General features: G+C 38.0%; 16 protein-coding genes. 4 read left to right on the forward strand and 12 right to left on the reverse strand.

Going from position 1 to position 19,889, the window contains the following annotated elements; translation table 11 throughout:
- Positions 1 to 25: 25 nt before the first annotated feature.
- The 9 genes from bamA to rpsB form a co-directional block, all read right to left on the reverse strand.
- Positions 26 to 2,419, reverse strand: a complete 2,394-nt coding sequence (gene bamA / locus H1225_RS11900; RefSeq protein ID WP_109848121.1) for an outer membrane protein assembly factor BamA — start codon at positions 2,417 to 2,419, stop codon at positions 26 to 28.
- 39 nt (positions 2,420 to 2,458) lie between these two features.
- Positions 2,459 to 3,811 carry a sigma E protease regulator RseP gene (gene rseP, locus H1225_RS11905; protein WP_161671169.1) on the reverse strand — a complete coding sequence of 451 codons (1,353 nt, stop codon included), beginning with the start codon at positions 3,809 to 3,811 and terminating at the stop codon, positions 2,459 to 2,461.
- A 9-nt stretch (positions 3,812 to 3,820) separates the two neighbouring features.
- Positions 3,821 to 4,684 (reverse strand): phosphatidate cytidylyltransferase, encoded by an 864-nt coding sequence (cdsA, locus tag H1225_RS11910; RefSeq protein WP_109848119.1) that lies wholly within the window; start codon positions 4,682 to 4,684, stop codon positions 3,821 to 3,823.
- Position 4,685: 1 nt separating this feature from the next.
- Positions 4,686 to 5,387, reverse strand: coding sequence for a polyprenyl diphosphate synthase (uppS, locus tag H1225_RS11915; RefSeq protein WP_023582707.1), 702 nt, complete (start codon positions 5,385 to 5,387; stop codon positions 4,686 to 4,688).
- Between the two features lie 283 nt (positions 5,388 to 5,670).
- Positions 5,671 to 6,864: a 1-deoxy-D-xylulose-5-phosphate reductoisomerase gene (ispC, locus tag H1225_RS11920; protein WP_161671168.1), complete on the reverse strand. Its 1,194-nt coding sequence runs from the start codon at positions 6,862 to 6,864 to the stop codon at positions 5,671 to 5,673.
- Positions 6,865 to 7,056: 192 nt separating this feature from the next.
- Entirely contained in the window at positions 7,057 to 7,614 is a 558-nt protein-coding gene (gene frr / locus H1225_RS11925) for a ribosome recycling factor (protein WP_036913811.1), read from the reverse strand.
- Between the two features lie 112 nt (positions 7,615 to 7,726).
- On the reverse strand, positions 7,727 to 8,455 hold the full coding sequence (gene pyrH, locus H1225_RS11930; RefSeq protein ID WP_006535902.1) for a UMP kinase: 729 nt from the start codon (positions 8,453 to 8,455) through the stop codon (positions 7,727 to 7,729).
- A gap of 136 nt (positions 8,456 to 8,591) precedes the next feature.
- Positions 8,592 to 9,443, reverse strand: coding sequence for a translation elongation factor Ts (tsf, locus tag H1225_RS11935; RefSeq protein WP_115065593.1), 852 nt, complete (start codon positions 9,441 to 9,443; stop codon positions 8,592 to 8,594).
- Between the two features lie 135 nt (positions 9,444 to 9,578).
- A complete protein-coding gene (gene rpsB, locus H1225_RS11940) occupies positions 9,579 to 10,304 on the reverse strand; it encodes a 30S ribosomal protein S2 (protein ID WP_023582712.1) in 726 nt (241 codons plus the stop codon).
- Between the two features lie 598 nt (positions 10,305 to 10,902).
- On the opposite strand from rpsB, the gene map reads away from it, so the two are divergent.
- From map to H1225_RS11960, 4 genes are all read left to right on the forward strand, one after another.
- Positions 10,903 to 11,700, forward strand: coding sequence for a type I methionyl aminopeptidase (map, locus tag H1225_RS11945; protein WP_161669644.1), 798 nt, complete (start codon positions 10,903 to 10,905; stop codon positions 11,698 to 11,700).
- 157 nt (positions 11,701 to 11,857) lie between these two features.
- Positions 11,858 to 14,503 carry a bifunctional uridylyltransferase/uridylyl-removing protein GlnD gene (gene glnD, locus H1225_RS11950; RefSeq protein ID WP_161724269.1) on the forward strand — a complete coding sequence of 882 codons (2,646 nt, stop codon included), beginning with the start codon at positions 11,858 to 11,860 and terminating at the stop codon, positions 14,501 to 14,503.
- Between the two features lie 34 nt (positions 14,504 to 14,537).
- Positions 14,538 to 15,362 (forward strand): 2,3,4,5-tetrahydropyridine-2,6-dicarboxylate N-succinyltransferase, encoded by an 825-nt coding sequence (gene dapD, locus H1225_RS11955; protein ID WP_006535909.1) that lies wholly within the window; start codon positions 14,538 to 14,540, stop codon positions 15,360 to 15,362.
- Between the two features lie 70 nt (positions 15,363 to 15,432).
- The gene (locus H1225_RS11960; protein WP_006535910.1) at positions 15,433 to 15,819 is read left to right on the forward strand and encodes a DUF3461 family protein; all 387 of its coding nucleotides are present in this window, start codon (positions 15,433 to 15,435) and stop codon (positions 15,817 to 15,819) included.
- A gap of 145 nt (positions 15,820 to 15,964) precedes the next feature.
- On the opposite strand, the gene H1225_RS11965 is transcribed toward H1225_RS11960, so the two are convergent.
- The 3 genes from H1225_RS11965 to ptsG all read right to left on the reverse strand — a co-directional run bounded on the left by H1225_RS11965 (position 15,965) and on the right by ptsG (position 19,769).
- Positions 15,965 to 16,408 carry a flavodoxin gene (locus H1225_RS11965; protein ID WP_006535911.1) on the reverse strand — a complete coding sequence of 148 codons (444 nt, stop codon included), beginning with the start codon at positions 16,406 to 16,408 and terminating at the stop codon, positions 15,965 to 15,967.
- A gap of 329 nt (positions 16,409 to 16,737) precedes the next feature.
- Positions 16,738 to 18,198, reverse strand: coding sequence for a hypothetical protein (locus H1225_RS11970; protein WP_161727497.1), 1,461 nt, complete (start codon positions 18,196 to 18,198; stop codon positions 16,738 to 16,740).
- A 125-nt stretch (positions 18,199 to 18,323) separates the two neighbouring features.
- Positions 18,324 to 19,769, reverse strand: a complete 1,446-nt coding sequence (ptsG, locus tag H1225_RS11975; RefSeq protein WP_161724264.1) for a PTS glucose transporter subunit IIBC — start codon at positions 19,767 to 19,769, stop codon at positions 18,324 to 18,326.
- Between the last annotated feature and the right edge of the window lie 120 nt (positions 19,770 to 19,889).

Genomic DNA, 19,889 nt, shown 5'->3' on the forward strand with positions numbered 1-19,889 from the left:
TCAGGCATCAACTTTACTTACATCGCTACCACGTTCTACCAATATTAAACTGGAATTGCTCTGATTTATCGCCTTCGTAATCTTTTATTGGTTTAGCATAAGAGAATACTAACGGACCTAAAGGAGATAACCATTGTAATGCAACACCGGTCGAAACACGTATATTACTTGCTTTACCAAAATCAGGCATACCTGCTGTCCAATTAGAGTTCGTGCTATTCCAATTGGTATCCCATACTGTACCCGCATCAACAAACATAGAAGTTCTAACTGATGAGGAATATTTATCATCTACAAATGGCGTTGGTGTGATCAGCTCAAAGCTTGCCACGGCCATAGCGTTACCACCAACCGCATCACTTGATAAATATGGTTTTCCTTCATGCCCTTTTTCATTTAAATAAACGGCTTTAGGGCCGATATTATTTGAACGGAAACCACGAACGGTACCAGAACCACCGGCATAGAAGTTTTCATAGAATGGTAATTCTTTACCACCTAAACCATCACCGTAGCCTAAACGGCCTTTAAACAGAGTTACCCAAGATTCTTTTTCATTGATTGGGTAATACGCCATACCGTCCCAAGTCACTTTGTAGTACTTGTTGTCAGAACCAGGTACAGTCACACGTCCACTTAAGTTACTTCTCACACCCGAAGTTGGGAAGAAACCTTTGTTTAAGTTATTAAATGTCCACCCCAGACTGACAGTATAGTCATCCGCGTTAAACGATTCACGTTTATCAAGTGCTGGACTTTCTCCCATACTTTCAAGATAACGCCACATCGCAACTTGAGGATCCATACGTGACAGACCATTGTGAGTATAGCCTAAACCTAGACGGGCTGAGTTATATTCATTAATTGGGAAGCCTAATGTACCATCTACACCATAAGATTTATTGGTATAACCTGATAAATCAGCATCATTAGCGCGGAAGTCGTTATAGAAAATTCGACCACCCAAACTCACACCATTGACAGTAAAGTATGGGTCTGTAACAGACAATTCAGCGTAAGTTGAGTAGTCATTTTTACTCGCATTAATCGCAACTGCATTACCTGTACCTAACCAGTTATCTTGGGTAACACCCACTTGGAAACTCACACCACTTTCAGTACCGAAACCGACACCAAAGTTAAGAGAACCAGTGTTACGTTCTTTTACGCGATAAACAATATCAACTTGATCAGGCGAACCTGGAATACGTTGCGTTTCTGTTTCAACCGATTCGAAATAACCTAAACGATTTAAACGTTCTTTACCTTGTTCAACTAAATCACTACCTAACCATGCACCTTCCATTTGACGCATTTCACGGCGTAAAACAGAGTCTTTCGTGATATCGTTACCTGCGAAACGTACTTGGCGAACATAGAAACGGTTTCCAGCATCTACGTTTACATGCAGTTTCACGGTTTTGTTTTCATCATTAATTTCAGGGCTTGTCATAACACGAGGATAAGCATATCCATAACGACCTAACAGATTTTTAATATCATTTTCTGTTTTAGTCACTTGCGCGCCATTATAAAGAGAGCCCGGTGCAATTTCGATAAGCTCTTCAATTTGTTTAGTGTAGCCTGCCGTATTACCATTGACTTCAGTATTTTCTACTGTGTATTTATCACCTTCTTTCAGGTTAATGGTAATGTAAATACCTTTTTTGTCTGGCGTTAAGCTGACATTAGTTGATTCAATATCAAAACGAGCATAACCACGATCGAGATAAAAACTTCTTAATGTTTCTAAGTCACCCGCCAGTTTTTGTTTCTGATATTTTTCATCAGCCGCTAAGTTCCACCAAGGCACATCGTCACGTAATTGGAAACGGTTAACGAGCTCAGCGGTAGAAAACGCTTTATTACCAACAATGTTGATTTGCTGAATAGTTGCTGATACACCTTCTGCAAACACGAGTTTTAAGTCAACACGGTTACGAGGGAGAGGTGTAACAACCACTTTTACCGTTGCATTATATTTACCAACACTATAATAGAAATCTTCAAGTCCTTTCTCGATATTTGCAAGCATTGTACGGTCAAGTGTTTCACCAATACGAATGTTAGAAGCATCAAGGTTCTGTTTTAGCATCTCTTCCTTGATTGCTTTGTTACCAGAGAAAGTAATGCTGGCAATAGTTGGACGCTCTTTTACTTGAACAATCAGAGTATTTCCGTCACGCAGGACACGAACATCATCAAAGTTTCCTGTCGCAAATAATGAACGGATAGTTCGGCTGATATCATCATTACCGACCGAGTCTCCAACCCGAACCGGCATGTTCAGTAATGCTGCACCAACGGCGACGCGTTGAAGACCTTCAAATTGAATGTCCTGAACTACGAATCCGTCTGAACCGTATGCAGTGGCGCTGCCCAGCAGCAGCGACGCTATAAGCAACTTTTTCATCGCCATCGTTGTTTTGTGTTTTCCTAACCGGTCTCTGCTTACCAATTATAAGCGAGAGAAATCATTGAAAAGTGCAAGTCCCATTAAAAGCATCAGTGCCATAATACCAATACGATAACAGAAATCTTGTACACGCTCAGATACCGGCCCTCCCTTTATCTTCTCGATAACCAGGAAAAGCAGGTGCCCGCCATCTAAGACAGGCAGGGGAAACAAGTTAATGATCCCCAAATTGACACTAATAAGCGCCATAAACATCAAATAATAAATAAAACCAGAGTCAGCAGACATTCCCGCGCCTTTCGCGATGGAAACAGGCCCACTAAGGTTAGTTAATTTGACGTCACCTACGACTAACTTGCCAATCATTTTGACAGTTAAACTCATCAACTGCCATGTTTTATCAGATGCTTCATAAAGCGCTGAAAATGGGTTGTATTGCTGCATTATCAAATATTGCTCATCAGGAGGTAATACTTGCAATTGCGCACCAACTTGCCCTACTTCAGTGCCATCTTTCAGTGCAACAGCTGTCGGTGTAATATTCAACATCAACGACGAGCCGTTACGTTCAACAAGAAGCGCCAAAACTTTATTGGGACTTTGTCGAACAAAATAAGTAAATGGATGCCATGCATCAATTGGCTGACCATCAACTTTAACGATACGATCCCCCGCCTGTAAACCCGCTTTTTCAGCAGCAGAACCTTTCGTAACGTCAATAATCTTTGAGTCTAATCGTGCGCCAACAGGCATTATCCCTAGAGACAAGATAGGATCTTGTTTTTCAGGATCAAAATTCCATTGTTGTAAATTCAGTATATTCTCACTCTCAGAAAGAGAATTTGGATCTGAAACAATGAACGAAACCTCTTTGGCACCAATTTTACTAACTAATGCTAAACGAACTGCATTCTGATCAGGCGTTTCGATACCTGCAACAGATTTTAGTTCCATTCCGGGCGTTAATTTTGCTTGTTCTGCGATAGAATTCGGACGAATGTCTGCAATTATAGGTTTTAATGCAGGCACACCTATCATAAAAACAATCCAATAGGCGACTATCGCTAACAAAAAGTTAGCAATAGGTCCTGCGGCAACAACCGCAGCACGTTGACCAACTGTTTTATTATTAAATGCAAGATGACGGCGCTCAGGTGCAACCTCAGCGACTCTTTCATCTAACATCTTTACATAGCCACCCAAGGGTATCCATGCGATAACAAATTCAGTGCCATGTTTATCTATTTTGCGCCAAATTGCTTTTCCAAAACCAATAGAAAAACGCTCGACATAAATACCACAGCGCCTAGCTACCCAAAAATGCCCAAACTCATGTACCGTAATTAAAATACCTAAAACGATAATAAACGCGGCAAGATTCCACAGGATACCCATTACTTACCTTTATAGTTTAAAGCCAGAAGAAATCAGAAAGACCAATCCTGCAAAGACTGGGATAGCCGCAGTCAAACTATCAATTCTATCAAGTACACCGCCATGCCCCGGTATCAATTGGCTACTGTCTTTAATACCAGAAACGCGTTTAAACATGCTTTCTGCAAGATCGCCAAATACCGATACGATAACAACAACGCCAGATATTAATAACAAGTTGTCCGGTACTTCAGTCACTGGTGAAAAATAAGTAAACAACCACGATGCAACACCAGCAGTAATCAAGCCACCAACTAACCCTTCGAGGGTTTTACCTGGTGATACTTTAGGCGCCATTTTATGTTTACCGATTAAACGTCCGAAAGCATAAGCGCCAGAATCAGCCGCCCAAACTAATAACATGACATACAATAACCACCATGCACCAGTATAAGTGTCGGTGTTATAGCCCAACATACGTAGCGCCATCATGCCACAATAAAAAGGAACAATCGTCAATATACCGAACAATAACTTAATAAAAACTGAATTTTTCCACATATTGGCTGAATTCGGATAACTTACAACTAATAAAATTGCGGCTACCCACCAAATTAAACCTGCCCACAAACCATTTTTTATCATTGGAGTATCTAGTAGGTGGTCAAAATTAGGTAAAGAAAACTGCATAACGAGTAACAATGCAGCAAAGCCGATCCCTGTTGCAATACGTTTGCCTTGAGAATGCCAGCCAATAAATTGTGCCCATTCCCATCCCGCTAAGCCTGATATTGCAATAATGACCAATCCAAAACCTACGGGAGGAAGTAGAAATAGTGCAGCAATAACAATAGGGATTAAAATTAATGCGGTGATGACACGATACTTAAGCAAGTTATCCTCCCAGATTTATAGTATCTGTTTCTGATGTAGTACCACCGAAACGTCTTTCCCGTTTAGCAAAAGCATCTAGTGCATTCTGAAAAACTTGTTCATCAAAATCAGGCCATAAAACCTGTGTAAAATAAAGCTCAGCATAAGCAATCTGCCAAATAAGAAAATTACTTATACGATGCTCACCACCTGTACGAATAACAAGATCGACATCAGGCTGATTATGCAAGCAAAGATGTGAGGATATTGCATTTTCATTAATATCTTCGAGGCTAATTTCCCCTTTTGCGAGGGATGTCGCTAATTGTTTTACACTTTGAGTGATATCCCATCGACCGCCATAATTAGCCGCAATATTTAAATTAAGTCCTGTATTATTCGCAGTGAGTGCCACAGAACTTTTAATTCGGTCTTGTAAGCGACGACTAAAACGGCTGATATCACCAATGACAGTCAATTTAACATTATGTTTATGAAGACTCTTCACTTCGTTATCTAAAGCAAAAACAAATAACTCCATGAGAGAACTCACTTCCTGCTCTGGTCTATTCCAGTTTTCGCTACTAAATGCATATAACGTTAGTGATTCAATTTTGTGTTTTACGGAAAAGCTAACCGCATCCCGAACTGCTTTAATTCCCGCGCGATGCCCCGTTACTCGGAGTTTCCCTTGCTTTTTAGCCCAGCGTCCATTGCCATCCATAATGATAGCAACATGCTTTGGTTTTGATGCGGATGAATCGTCACTGGATAAGTTCACTCAATTTAACCCTTTGCTAATCTGATACTGATACAGACAGTCCTCTTCGGATAACCTATGCACAAAAAAAAACCGTGACACCCACGGCCTTTGGCAAAGCCTCAAAGTTGCTAAAGCAATAGCTTTAGTAATGAACTGTTAATTTTCATTATTGTCTTTAGTGATTCGGCAACTATACCATTAGCCAGAAAGACGAACAAACACCCTATATTAAATATAATCACCATTATACCAATTGAGTGATTATCTGATGAGTTTCTAATCTTGCTAATTTATCAATTTCTAGAACATCATTAATACTTTGAGGCTCTGATAGGTCGAAATGTTCAACAACTTTACGATTAATTTTAGCAATATCAGTAAACTTCACTTTTTCGTGTAAAAATGCATCAACAACCACTTCATTAGCTGCATTTAACACTGTTGTTGCCGCTTGCCCACGTTTTGACGCTTCAATAGCTAGCGCTAAACAAGGGTAACGTTGGTAGTCTGGACGAATAAACTCTAGAGATTGAATCTCAAAGAAATCTAATGCTTTTGCACCAGATTGAGTTCGATGTGGGTAAGCCATTGAGTACGCAATTGGCGTTCTCATATCGGGTTCACCAATTTGAGCAATAATACTACCATCGCGATAGCGAACCATTGAATGAATAACAGATTGTGGATGAATAATGACTTCCATTTCTTCTTCAGAAGCATTAAAGAAATAACGAGCTTCAATATACTCAAGCCCTTTATTCATCATCGTTGCAGAATCAACCGAAATTTTACGTCCCATAGACCAATTTGGATGCGCACACGCTTGATCTGGTGTCATCATTTCCAATTCTTCTAATGGTGTATAGCGAAATGGACCGCCAGAACCCGTTAACAAAATGCTCGTCACACCTTCGTTAGCTAAAGAGGCATGGCCTAGATTTTCTTGAATAGTTTTAGGTAAGCTTTGATAAATTGCATTATGTTCGCTATCAATGGGTAAAATTGTCGCACCATATTTAGCAACCGCATCAAAGAAAAGTCGCCCACTAGTTATCAGTGATTCTTTATTTGCTAATAGAATTCTTTTGCCTTTTTCAATGGCAGCAAGTGTCGGTTTTAATCCTGCAACACCGGTTATCGCAGACATCACTTGATCAGCATCATCAAGAGCGGCAATTTCATTGATCGCATGAGAGCCAGATAAAATTTCGGTTTTGCACGATGTATTAGCAAGTAATTGTTTAAGTTGTTTTGCACTGTTCTCATCAGACATCACAGCGTATTTAGGCTGGAAAGTAAGGCACTGTTGCGCCATCTTGTCTGCATTTTTTCCTGCTACTAGAGCAAGAACCTGATACTCACCAGGATTATTTTCAATGACGGAAAGAGTACTAGTTCCGATAGATCCTGTTGAACCTAATATAGTTATTTGTTTCATTTATTAATCAATCAGTATGTCTACAACGTTTTAATTAAAGAGAATTATATCAGTATGACAAGGTAAATGAGGATTAAAGATAAAAACTTTAATAAATAATGTGACAAAAGAAGGTATTAAGCACGAATTTTCAAATAAATAATTAAAAATAATGCCGCTAAAAAGCGGCATTATCGAAAAAAGATATAAAATTTAGAATTCCATTAACTCTGCTTCTTTCAGCGCTAATGCATCATCAATTTTTTTAATGAACATGTCAGTTAATTTCTGAATGTCATCTTGTGAACGGCGTTCATCATCTTCGCTAATCTCTTTATCTTTTAGTAATGCTTTTACTTTATCGTTAGCATCACGACGGATATTACGAATAGAAACGCGACCTTGCTCTGCATCACCACGAACAACTTTGATTAAGTCTTTACGACGTTCTTCAGTTAATGGAGGCAGTGGAACACGGATAATGGCTCCAGCAGATGAAGGGTTTAAACCTAAATCTGATGCCATAATCGCTTTTTCAACAGCTGGTGCTAAAGTGCGATCGAATACCGTGATCGCCAGTGTACGGCCATCTTCTGCAACGACGTTAGCAACTTGGTTTAATGGAGTTGGCGCTCCGTAGTATTCAACTACAATGCCATCTAAAAGGCTAGGAGACGCACGACCAGTACGAACTTTATTAATCTGGCTTTTTAGTGCTTCAACGCTTTTATCCATGCGTTCTTGAGCATCTTTTTTGATTTCATTAATCACGTTATAAACCCTTGGGAACTGGTTATCTTCCAGTCGATATGAAATCATACCGACATAAATGAATTGGCGTACTCTAGATGTTAACGCCAAATTATACCGTTGTCTCTGTGTATTAAGCGTGAGAAATCAAAGTTCCTTCACTTTCACCCATTACAACCCGACGTAATGCACCCGGTTTATTCATATTGAATACGCGGATAGGTAAATTATGATCTCGGGCTAATGTGAATGCAGCAAGATCCATGACTTTCAATTCACGTTCTAATACATCCTGATAAGTCAGTTTTTCATAAAGTACTGCATCAGGATCTTTGGTTGGATCAGCAGAATAAACGCCATCCACTTTCGTTGCTTTTAATACAACGTCAGCTTCAATTTCAATACCGCGTAAACACGCAGCTGAATCGGTAGTAAAGAATGGGTTACCCGTACCAGCCGAGAAAATAACGACTCGACCGTGGCGTAATAAGCTAATTGCTTCTGCCCAACTGTAGTTATCGCAGACACCATTCAGTGGAAATGCAGACATAAGGCGTGCATTTACATAAGCACGATGCAATGAATCACGCATTGCTAAACCATTCATTACTGTCGCGAGCATTCCCATGTGGTCACCCACAACACGGTTCATACCTGCCGCAGCAAGACCCGCGCCACGGAACAAGTTACCACCGCCAATTACGACACCGACTTGTATACCTAATTCAACGAGTTCTTTGATTTCCTGAGCCATGCGATCAAGTACGCTCGCATCGATACCGAAACCTTCTGCGCCTTGCAGGGCTTCGCCACTCAGCTTTAATAAAATTCGCTGATATACAGGTTTTGCATTGGTAGCCATGGTGTTCTGTCCTAAGCAGATTAGTTAATTGGAGGTTTTAGATAGCTTCTCTTTTTAACAAAAAAAAGCAAACAGCCAGTGGAGATTACAACAAAACAGAACCGCCATTAGGCGGCTCTGTTAACGCTAAGCGTTATTATTTGCTCATTGCAGCAACTTCTGCTGCGAAATCAGCTTCAACTTTCTCAATACCTTCACCAACTTCGAAACGAACGAAGTTAATAACATCAGCATTGTTTTCTTTCAGCAGTTCACCAACAGTTTTGCTTGGATCCATTACGAAATGCTGACCAGTCAGAGAAATCTCACCGGTGAATTTGTTCATGCGACCGATAACCATTTTTTCTGCGATTTCGCGTGGTTTACCTGATTGCATTGCGATATCCATCTGAATTTGGTGCTCATGTTCAACAACATCAGCAGGAACATCTTCAGGACGAACATATTCTGGTTTGCTTGCAGCAACGTGCATAGCAATGTGTTTGATCAGTTCTTCGTTAGCGCCTTTAGCTGCAACTAAAACACCGATACGAGCACCGTGTAGGTAAGTACCTAATTCTTCAGCTTCTAATACAGCAACACGACGAATGTTGATGTTTTCACCGATTTTAGCAACTAATGCAGTACGTGCTTCTTCGAATTTAGCTTTCAGAGCATCGATATCATCAGTTTTGTCAGCTAATACAGCAGCCATAACTTCTTTACCGAAAGCGATGAAACCAGCATCTTTGGCAACGAAGTCTGTTTCACAGTTCAGTTCAACCAGCGCACCGAATTTACCATCAGCAGCAACTTCTGCAAGGATGATACCTTCAGCAGCAACACGGCCTGCTTTTTTAGCCGCTTTAGCTTGACCTGATTTACGCATGTTGTCGATTGCTAATTCGATATCACCATTAGCTTCAACCAGCGCTTTTTTACATTCCATCATGCCTGCGCCAGTACGTTCACGCAGTTCTTTTACCAATGCAGCGGTAATTCCAGACATTTGTTTCTTCCTCGACTTTTCTATGGGCTAGCCATAGATGTTCTCATAGCAGATGTGTAAAGGGGGCCTATTGAGGCCCCCTAACCAATATATAGCAATACCTGGTTAAATAAGGGCTCTTACGAGCATGCCTTATTATTCAGCTTCGACTAAGCCTTCTTCAGCCTGAACAGCCAGATCTTGAGAACGACCTTCACGAACAGCTGTAGCTGCAGCGGTCAGATATAATTTAACCGCACGGATTGCATCGTCATTACCAGGGATAATGAAGTCGATACCATCTGGATCAGAGTTAGTATCAACGATAGCAAATACTGGAATACCCAGGTTGTTTGCTTCTTTGATAGCAATGTGTTCGTGTTCAGCATCGATAACAAACAGAGCGTCAGGTAAACCGCCCATGTCTTTGATACCACCCAGGCTGTTTTCTAACTTACCAAGTTCACGAGAACGCATTAACGCTTCTTTCTTGGTCAGTTTGTCAAAAGTACCGTCCTGAGATTGTGATTCTAAATCTTTCAGGCGTTTGATTGACTGACGAACAGTTTTCCAGTTAGTCAGCATACCGCCTAACCAGCGGTGGTTTACATAAAACTGGTCACAGCTTTCTGCTGCTTCTTTAACAGCTTCAACGGCAGAGCGCTTAGTACCAACAAACAGGATTTTGCCTTTACGAGAAGCAATTTTGTTCAGTTCAACCAACGCTTCATTGAACATTGGAACAGTTTTTTCCAAGTTAATGATATGAACTTTGTTACGCGCACCAAAGATGAATGGTTTCATTTTTGGATTCCAGTAACGAGTTTGGTGACCGAAGTGAACACCGGCTTGCAGCATATCGCGCATTGAAACAGTTGCCATTTTAGACCTCTATAAATTTAAATTTGGGGTTATTTCGTCCACAAATCCCATACGACCGACTCATCAGCTGTAAAGGCTAAAACCTTCACATAAGAGCACCCCGGCGTTATGTGCCGATTTGTGTGTGTAATTAACACAATTGAATGTTTCAGATTTACTGCTATTACCCACTGTGTGGTGCAATAACAGAACTCCGGCGCGCTTTATACCATAAATAACCTTAAGAAACCACTATTACTTGTGTTTGATAACGGCGTATTTGACATAAAATTGGCGATATTAAACAGAGGAAAAAGAGATTATTGAAGTGATTGCTATGAATATTGCTCTAATATCAATTTGCTAGAAAAACACCAATAGAAAAGCGCAATATGTAAAGACAATCAGATTAAGAAGGCGTAATGTTCGTCATTATTCTCGATATCAGACAGATTGCACACATCCTCTTTATTGGCACACCTACTTTCTGCTGATATCATAAATGGTAATCAGAATTATTTCTCATCATCATTCATTTAACCTGCAATACAAAATATGAATACAACAAAATGTATTATCTAATTCGTATTGTGGCTTTTAATCTAGACGAAGAACTCAAATGGCTATTGTAATCAAGACAGAAGAAGATATTCAAAAAATGCGCGTCGCAGGTCGTCTTGCGGCAGAAGTTCTTGAAATTATCGCACCTTTCGTAAAACCAGGCGTAAACACCGCTGAATTAGACCGTATTTGTCATGAGCATATTGTTAACGCACAACAGGCTATTCCTGCTTGTCTTAACTATCATGGTTTCCCTAAATCAGTCTGTATTTCGGTTAACGATGTTATTTGCCACGGTATTCCTAGCGAAGAAAAAATCCTTAAAGATGGCGATATCGTTAATATTGATGTCACTGTCATTAAAGATGGTTTTCATGGCGATACTTCAAAAATGTTTATCGTAGGTAAACCAACAATACAAGGTGAACGTTTATGTCGTATCACCCAAGAAAGCCTCTACCTTGCTATTAAAATGGTTAAACCAGGTATTCGCTTACGTGAACTTGGCAAAGCAATTCAAAAGTTTGTTGAAGGTCATGACTATTCTGTTGTTCGAGAATATTGTGGTCACGGTATTGGTGAAGGATTCCATGAAGAGCCTCAAGTTTTACACTACGATGCAGATGATAGCGGTGTTGTGTTACAAAAAGGCATGGCATTTACCATCGAGCCAATGGTAAACACAGGTGATTACCGTATTCGTACGATGAAAGATGGCTGGACGGTTAAAACTAAAGACAGAGGTTGGTCAGCACAATACGAACATACATTAGTCGTTACTGATGATGGTTGTGAAATTATGACATTACGCAAAGAAGAAGAACCGTTTATTTCGGCGGTATTAGTCAACGCATAAGCTTCTTTTTGAGCTAGAAATGTAAAAGCGACATATTTTTTCGAGATGTGTCGCTTTTTTTATTTTATTTGCTATGAAATAGCAGAATGACTAGTCAGGTTATCGTTTTAACATTAGTCTTAATGTCATAAGCAAATATTAAGGAGGAAGACGAATAATGACTAATAAAAATACATTTCAAACACCGCCCCCTTCCCCTTTTTTGCTGACAGAAAACATCCTAGATTGCGCTAAACTTAAGCAATCTATTGAACAATTTCAGTCTTGGTTAGCAGATGCTTTTCATCATGATGTTGATGTAGCTTTATTACTTCAAGCCCGTAGCCATTTCATTGACCAACTCTTAACTCAATTATGGCGTTATACTCAATTATCTGATTATCCTGACCTTAGTATTATTGCTGTTGGTGGTTATGGTAGGCAAGAGTTACACCCCCTTTCTGATATCGACCTTCTGTTTTTAAGTGATTCACCTTTATCACCAGAAATAGCCGACAAAATCAGTAAATTAATTACCTTACTTTGGGATGTGCGCCTTGAAATCGGTGTCAGTGTTAGAACAATGGAAGAGTGTCTTTTAGAAGGTCTCTCTGATTTAACGGTAGCGACAAATTTGCTAGAAGCTCGCCTTGTTTGTGGTAATCAATCACTTTATCAACAGTTAATTAATCATATTTTCAGCCAAGGATTTTGGCCATCACCCGATTTTTTTGCAGCTAAAATAGAAGAACAAAAACAGAGACATCAACGATTTCATAGTACCAGCTATAACTTAGAACCAGATATCAAAAGTAGCCCTGGTGGACTGCGCGATATTCACACTCTAATTTGGGTAGCGCATCGCCATTTTGGTGCTGCATCAGTTTCTGAAATGGTCAACTTTGGCTTTTTAACGCCAGCAGAAGGACAAGAGCTATTAGAGTGCCAATACACACTATGGAAAATTCGTTTTGCTCTCCATCTTGTGCTTTCTCGCTATGACAATCGCCTATTATTTGATAGACAACTCAACGTTGCTCAACTTTTAAATTATGAAGGTGAAGGCAATCAGTCGGTTGAAAAGATGATGAAGGATTACTATCGCGTAACTCGTCGTGTCAGCGAGTTAAATGATATGTTACTTCAACTTTTTGACGAAGCTATTCTTGCTCTGCAACCTAATGTAAAACCACGACCTTTAGATAATGAATTCCAGCTAAGAGGCTCTCTCATTGATGTTATCGATGAGAGCTGTTTTCTTGATGATCCTATCGCCATTATGCGCCTATTTTTACGTATGGCAGAACATAAAGAGATCACGGGAATTTATTCTACAACACTACGCCATTTGCGTTATGCGCGTCGTCATTTAGTTCAGCCTTTGTGTGAGTACCCACTAGCACGCCAAGTTTTTATGCAGATCTTGCGCCATCCTCATGCAGTTTCTGGTGCATTTGTTCCAATGCATAAACACAGTGTACTGGCGGCTTATTTCCCGCAATGGAATAATATTGTAGGCCAAATGCAGTTTGATTTATTCCATGCCTATACCGTTGATGAACATACTATTCGTGTTTTACAAAAACTTGAAAGTTTTGGTTCTTATGAAAACCACGAACAACATCCGCTTTGTGTTGATATTTATCCCAAACTTCCTCAACTTGAATTACTACGTTTAGCTGCACTTTTTCATGATATTGCCAAAGGTCGCCATGGCGATCACTCCATATTAGGCGCTCAAGACGTTGCGCATTTTGCTCAACAACATGGTTTAAATCAGAGAGAATCAGCCTTAGTTGAATGGCTTGTTTGTAACCACTTACTTATGTCTGTTACAGCGCAACGACGTGATATTCAAGATCCTGACATTATTTTTCAGTTTGCATCAGAAGTAAAAAATGAAAGTCGATTGCGTTATCTTTTGTGCTTAACCGTTGCTGATATCTGTGCAACCAATAGCAGTCTATGGAATAGCTGGAAACAGAGCCTATTACGTGAACTTTTTCTATCAACAGAAAACCAGTTACGCCAAGGTATGCACTCTATTCCCGATTTACGTGAGCGTATTCGTAATCATCGTTTGCAAGCACTAACTATTTTACGAATGGAACAGGTTGATGAAGATAAACTACAAATAATTTGGGGACGCTGTCATGCCGACTATTTTTTACGCCATACACCAGAACAAATAGCATGGCATGCACTTGCGTTAATTGAGCATAATAGTGCTGATCCCATGGTATTAATCAGTCAACAAACTGAACATGGTGGTACTGAGATATTTATTTGGTGTGCTGATAGACCTTCTCTTTTTGCATCTGTTGCAGGTGAATTAGATAGACGTAATTTAAATATCCATAACGCTCAAATTTTTACTAACCGCGATAATATGGCTATGGATACCTTTATTGTGTTAGAGCCTAATGGTAAACCTCTGGCGATTGATCGGTATAATGCAATCCGCAACGCGCTGATCCAAGTTGTATCCGCTCCTTATAACGCCAATGCAAAAACACGCTCATTACCTGCCAAATTACGCCATTTTGACGTTCCGACTAAAATTAACTTTATCGCGTCTAACCATAATAAGCGCACCTATATGGAACTATTTGCACGAGATCGCCCAGGATTATTAGCGATTATTGGTAAAGTTTTTGCTGATCTTTCACTTTCATTACATGGTGCCAGAATAACCACAATAGGCGAACGTGTTGAGGATTTCTTCGTATTAACCGATAGCGAAAATAAAGCATTAAACCAAAAAATGAAGGATGAAGTCGTAGAAAGGTTGACAAAAGCCCTAGTTTCAAAGGATAAAATATAGGAACCCACGACAATACATATAGGAAATACTATTAATGCAAGCATTACAATCTATTATTGATAACGCCTTCGAACATCGTGCTGATCTCACTCCAAACAACGTTGAGCCTCATATTCGTGATGCCATTAATAGCGTTATTGCACTGCTAGACAGCGGGAAACTGCGTGTCGCGGAAAAAATTAACGGTCAGTGGGTGACTCATCAATGGTTAAAAAAAGCCGTTCTGCTCTCTTTTCGCATCAACCATAATCAAGTCATTAATGGCAGTGAAAGCCGTTATTTTGACAAAGTGCCGATGAAATTCGCTGATTATGACCAAGCACGTTTTGAAAAAGAAGGTTTTCGTGTTGTTCCACCCGCAGCTGTTAGACAAGGGGCTTATATCGCTCGTAACACTGTTTTAATGCCATCTTATGTCAATATTGGTGCTTACGTTGATGAAGGTAGCATGGTTGATACATGGGCAACCGTAGGTTCATGTGCTCAGATCGGAAAAAATGTTCATCTCTCTGGTGGTGTAGGAATTGGTGGTGTTTTAGAACCACTACAAGCAAACCCAACCATTATTGAAGATAACTGCTTTATCGGTGCTCGCTCTGAAATTGTTGAGGGTGTTATTGTTGAAGAAGGTGCCGTTATTTCAATGGGGGTTTATATTGGTCAAAGTACCAAGATTTATGACCGAGAAACAGGCGAAGTACATTATGGCCGAGTCCCTGCGGGCTCTGTTGTTGTGTCGGGCAATTTACCCTCTAAAGATGGAAGCTACAGCCTTTACTGTGCCGTGATCGTGAAAAAAGTTGACGCAAAAACGCGTGGAAAAGTTGGTATTAATGAATTGTTAAGAACTATCGACTAATATAAGAACAGCGGATAGAATTAATTCTGTTCGCTATTCTTTCACTCATCTTTCTATCAGGTGCCAATATATGTACGATAATTTAAAAAATTTAGGGATCCCGCATCCTGAAGATATTGACCGCTATACTCTACGCCAAGAAGCTAATAACGATATTTTAAAAATCTATTTTCGCAAAGATAAAGGTGAATTCTTTGCAAAAAGCGTAAAGTTTAAATATCCACGCCAACGTAAAACGATTTCTGATGGTCAATCAGGACAAGGCTTTAAAGAAGTCAATGAAATCAATACTAACTTACGTTATGTTATTGAAGAATTAGATCAAATTTGTCAACAAGATCAAGTAGAAGTCGATTTAAAACATAAAATCCTAGACGACTTACGCCACCTTGAACATGTTGTTGCAAATAAAATTGCTGAAATTGAAGCTGACTTAGAAAAACTGACTCGCCGTTAATAACAAACCCTTTTAGCTGTTATTTATGTCAGTTTTATAGAAAAACACCGCTTAGTTACTGTATAAAACAGAAACAAGCGGTGTTTTTAATACAGGATAGAACTCATTATTTTATCAACTAATTAAAAATTAGATTATTTTCTAATTAATCTAGTAGGTTAACCCAGTTTTCAAGCCAATCAATTGCAAATACTTCTGGCTCTGCGACATCCATACCATCTATTTTTAATATTTCGCCGATACGTTTTGCTTGGTGCTCTTGTAACAACTCATCAAATTGCATTCCTGCACCACAAAAAGAGTCATAACTACTATCACCTAAGGCAATCAAGCCATAACTTAGATTTGGCTGATATCCAACATTATCACGTAGTTCATGAAATAGCGGAGCAATAGTATCAGGTAAATCCCCTTGCCCTGTACTCGATGTTATCACAAGTACTGTCGAATATTTTTCCCAATCAGCAAGTGTACCCTCTTCATAAATATTGGCTTGATGTTTATGCTCAAGCAAAATACGCTGCGCCTCTTCAGCTACCGCTAATGCATTACCATAAACAGTACCTACAAAAATGCCGATTTTAGCCATCATAACTACCTACTTTATACAGTTTAAAATTCAATAAACTTAGCTTGCCTAACATATAGAAATTTAACCTTTATCTCAAGCTTCAGGGTCGTTAATTACTTCATATCATCCTAGAATTCAGTAGAATAAATGAAAAAATACTTATTTTATTAATTTAATGTCTGATTTATATTTTTATATTTTTATATTTTTATATTTTTATATTAATATTTAAATTGATTTAGTTTTATGACCTAAAAATAAATTAATTTAATAGATATAAACCGTCATTAATTAATAACGGTTTATATCAAAACAAAGGATAAAGAAATACTACATAAGCCACATATTTACTTATTTAACAAAAGAGTATTGTAAATTTTATTCCATTCATTTCTTTCTTTTGAAAAAAACCAAAATATATCATTTTTAGGTTTTGATTCCTTTAGCGTTTTTGTTATTAATTTATTAGCCCATTCGGGTAGTTTTCCACCGTTGAAAGCATCGCTATTCAGTATAATATTTAAATTTTCATGTACTTTCATTATATTGCCATGGTTTTTATTATTGATATCGAGTCGTTTCTGATATGATTTAGGAAAGAAAAACTTATATGCTTTAGAAAAAAAGCTATTACTATTCTCTAGAGAATTATTATTAATAAAAAGTAATGAAGCGATTTTATTAATATTTAATAAAATATTTTCTTTTTGAATTTCACTATTAATCCTAGCAGTATATCCTTTCAATTTATTATCCACCTCAATTAACAATTCAATTCCAAAATAATTAGCCGATTCAATGGATTTATAATATTCATTTTTTATAGTTTTTATTTTTTCTAAGCTAGATTTAAATTCTATTAATCTATGTTCATCTTCTATCTTTTCATTTGAATTTAACTGTCTAACAATATCAAATTCATTATTAATTTCGATTTTCTTCCTAGTTAACATATCAATATTTATTTCAGATATATCTTTATAACCTAAAAAATCAACAATATTATTTATTGCTAAAGCTACATCGACTATTTTTTTATGGCTACTTACTTTTGAATGTAATTCATTTTTAATTAATTTAATTTCATTTTCAATTTTTTTAATTTCACATGGTGTGTCCTTGATGGAAGGTATTATATCAACCTTGCAATAACTCTCCTGATTAGTTTGTATCTCATCTTCTATTTTCATAATGGATAAACTACATCCATGAAAGCCAATATTATTATTTTCATTTGAAAATATATTCAATAAATTATTACCACCATTACTCTTATTATATAAACTTTCATTAATATGATCTATTTTATAAAACTGACCTTTATGGCTTATAAAGCTATTTATAATTGGACTATCATCATTAAAAACCATTTTTTCAAGAGAACTAGTATTATAAATATTCTTTTTCATTTTATTAAATAAGCTGTCCTTTTTTTTATAGGAAAGCAAACCAGTAAATATTTTTTCGACATCACCGATATCATTAATATTTTTCACGCTGATTATTTTATCTTTACTATCAAAAAAAGTTTTAACGCCTCCTGAGTTAATCCTGTCTTCCAGTTTTTTTAGATGTTCTTTATTTTTACCATTATTAGTATATTTATCAATTGAATTATCTAATTCTTTTTTTATATTATTTAATAAAAAATCCTTATCCTTATTAAGAATAAAAATATTATCATTTCCTTTTTTAAAAAAAAGTGAAATGTTATTTTTATCGAATACAGCACTCTCTCTATTTTTTTTATCATTTATATCTGTTATGGATAATATAAAACTTCTATGATTACTTTTGACGGTTAGCATGATATTTTCCCACTCTATTTAATAATTAATAGAATGGCATAACCAGCATAAATATTATTGCAATAAAAAAACACTCCCGAGTTTTACATGGGAGTGCTTTTTTATTTAGTGTGGAATATAGTAAGCTATTTATCGTTACCTAAAGACCTTATATATTCATCCATTTCAGTTTTTAGATTATCTGATTTAGGGCCAAATATCGCTTGAATACCCGAGCCAACAACCACAACACCAGCAGCACCTAATCTTTTCAACTCATCACGATCGACTTTTTCAATTTCTTTAACGCCAATACGTAAACGAGTAATACAAGCATCTAAGCTACTGATATTGTCTTTGCCACCAAACGCAGCGACTAAAGATTGCCCCATTGCACTCTTATCAGCTTGTTTTGCATTTTTATCTTCAACTTCGCGACCTGGAGTTTTCAGGTTTAGTTTCACGATTAAGAAACGGAAAATAGAGTAATAAGTTATCGCATAAAGTATGCCAATAATTGGGAACAGGTACAGCTTACTGCTGTTACCGCTTAATACGATAAAGTCAATTAAGCCATGAGAGAAACTCGTCCCATCACGCATACCTAACAGAATACAAATAACAAATGCTAAGCCAGCTAAAATGGCGTGAATAACATAAAGAATAGGTGCGACGAACATAAATGAGAATTCGATAGGTTCTGTGATCCCTGTTAAGAAGGCAGTTAATGCCGCAGAAATCATGATACCGCCCACTTTTACACGATTCTCAGGACGAGCTGAATGCCATATCGCAATAGCTGCTGCAGGCAAACCAAACATCTTAAATAAAAAGCCACCTGACAACATACCCGCAGTAGGGTCTCCTGCCATATAGCGAGGAATATCACCATGGAATACTTGTCCTGCACTATTTACATATTCACCCACTTGCATTTGGAACGGTACATTCCAGATATGGTGCAAACCAAACGGCACCAATGCACGCTCAACAACACCATAAATACCGAAAGCAACTGCTGGGTTTTGATACGCAGCCCACTCAGAAAAACGTTGGATAGCTGTACCGATAGGTGGCCAAATAAAGGATAGAAGAATACCCACAAAAATCGCAATCAGACCAGAAATAATAGGGACAAAGCGTTTACCTGCAAAGAAACCTAAATACTCAGGAAGTTTAATACGATAAAAGCGGTTAAACATTGATGCGGCAATAATACCCGCAATGATACCACCGAGTACCCCCGTATCAGTTAAACGTTGTATTTCAACACTATCAGGTGATAAACCTAATACCCAAGGAGCCACTACCAGCATAGTTTTTGACATAATGCCATAAGCCACAACAGAGGCTAGTGCTGATACCCCATCATTATTGGTAAAACCTAATGCAACACCAATCGCAAAAATAAGTGGCATATTAGAGAAAACCGAACCACCAGCTTCTGCCATAACTTGAGAAACAGAAGAAGGGATCCATGAAAGATCAGCGGAACCAACCCCTAATAAAATACCGGCGATAGGCAGCACAGATACCGGTAACATCAAGGACTTTCCGATTTTTTGTAAAACAACAAATAGGTTTTTAAACATCAAGCAGACTCCCGGAATGTGGGTTTTTATATGTTGTAAGTTTTTATTTGTTTAAAGTAGTGTGGGTTTTATTTCATAAACTTATCTAATGATAAGCCTTATTTATTTTACATCATAAAA

This window comes from Proteus penneri (genome assembly GCF_022369495.1).
GTDB classification, from domain to species: Bacteria; Pseudomonadota; Gammaproteobacteria; order Enterobacterales; family Enterobacteriaceae; genus Proteus; species Proteus penneri.

Coding starts and splice junctions, on each gene's coding strand:
- rseP (WP_161671169.1), bottom strand. CDS start 3,811: ATGGGTATCCTGTGGAATCTTGCCGCGTTTATTATCGTTTTAGGTATT.
- pyrH (WP_006535902.1), bottom strand. CDS start 8,455: ATGGCTACCAATGCAAAACCTGTATATCAGCGAATTTTATTAAAGCTG.
- dapD (WP_006535909.1), top strand. CDS start 14,538: ATGCAAGCATTACAATCTATTATTGATAACGCCTTCGAACATCGTGCT.
- map (WP_161669644.1), top strand. CDS start 10,903: ATGGCTATTGTAATCAAGACAGAAGAAGATATTCAAAAAATGCGCGTC.
- ispC (WP_161671168.1), bottom strand. CDS start 6,864: ATGAAACAAATAACTATATTAGGTTCAACAGGATCTATCGGAACTAGT.
- tsf (WP_115065593.1), bottom strand. CDS start 9,443: ATGTCTGGAATTACCGCTGCATTGGTAAAAGAACTGCGTGAACGTACT.
- rpsB (WP_023582712.1), bottom strand. CDS start 10,304: ATGGCAACTGTTTCAATGCGCGATATGCTGCAAGCCGGTGTTCACTTC.
- uppS (WP_023582707.1), bottom strand. CDS start 5,387: ATGGATGGCAATGGACGCTGGGCTAAAAAGCAAGGGAAACTCCGAGTA.
- glnD (WP_161724269.1), top strand. CDS start 11,858: ATGACTAATAAAAATACATTTCAAACACCGCCCCCTTCCCCTTTTTTG.
- bamA (WP_109848121.1), bottom strand. CDS start 2,419: ATGGCGATGAAAAAGTTGCTTATAGCGTCGCTGCTGCTGGGCAGCGCC.
- ptsG (WP_161724264.1), bottom strand. CDS start 19,769: ATGTTTAAAAACCTATTTGTTGTTTTACAAAAAATCGGAAAGTCCTTG.
- H1225_RS11970 (WP_161727497.1), bottom strand. CDS start 18,198: ATGCTAACCGTCAAAAGTAATCATAGAAGTTTTATATTATCCATAACA.
- H1225_RS11960 (WP_006535910.1), top strand. CDS start 15,433: ATGTACGATAATTTAAAAAATTTAGGGATCCCGCATCCTGAAGATATT.
- H1225_RS11965 (WP_006535911.1), bottom strand. CDS start 16,408: ATGGCTAAAATCGGCATTTTTGTAGGTACTGTTTATGGTAATGCATTA.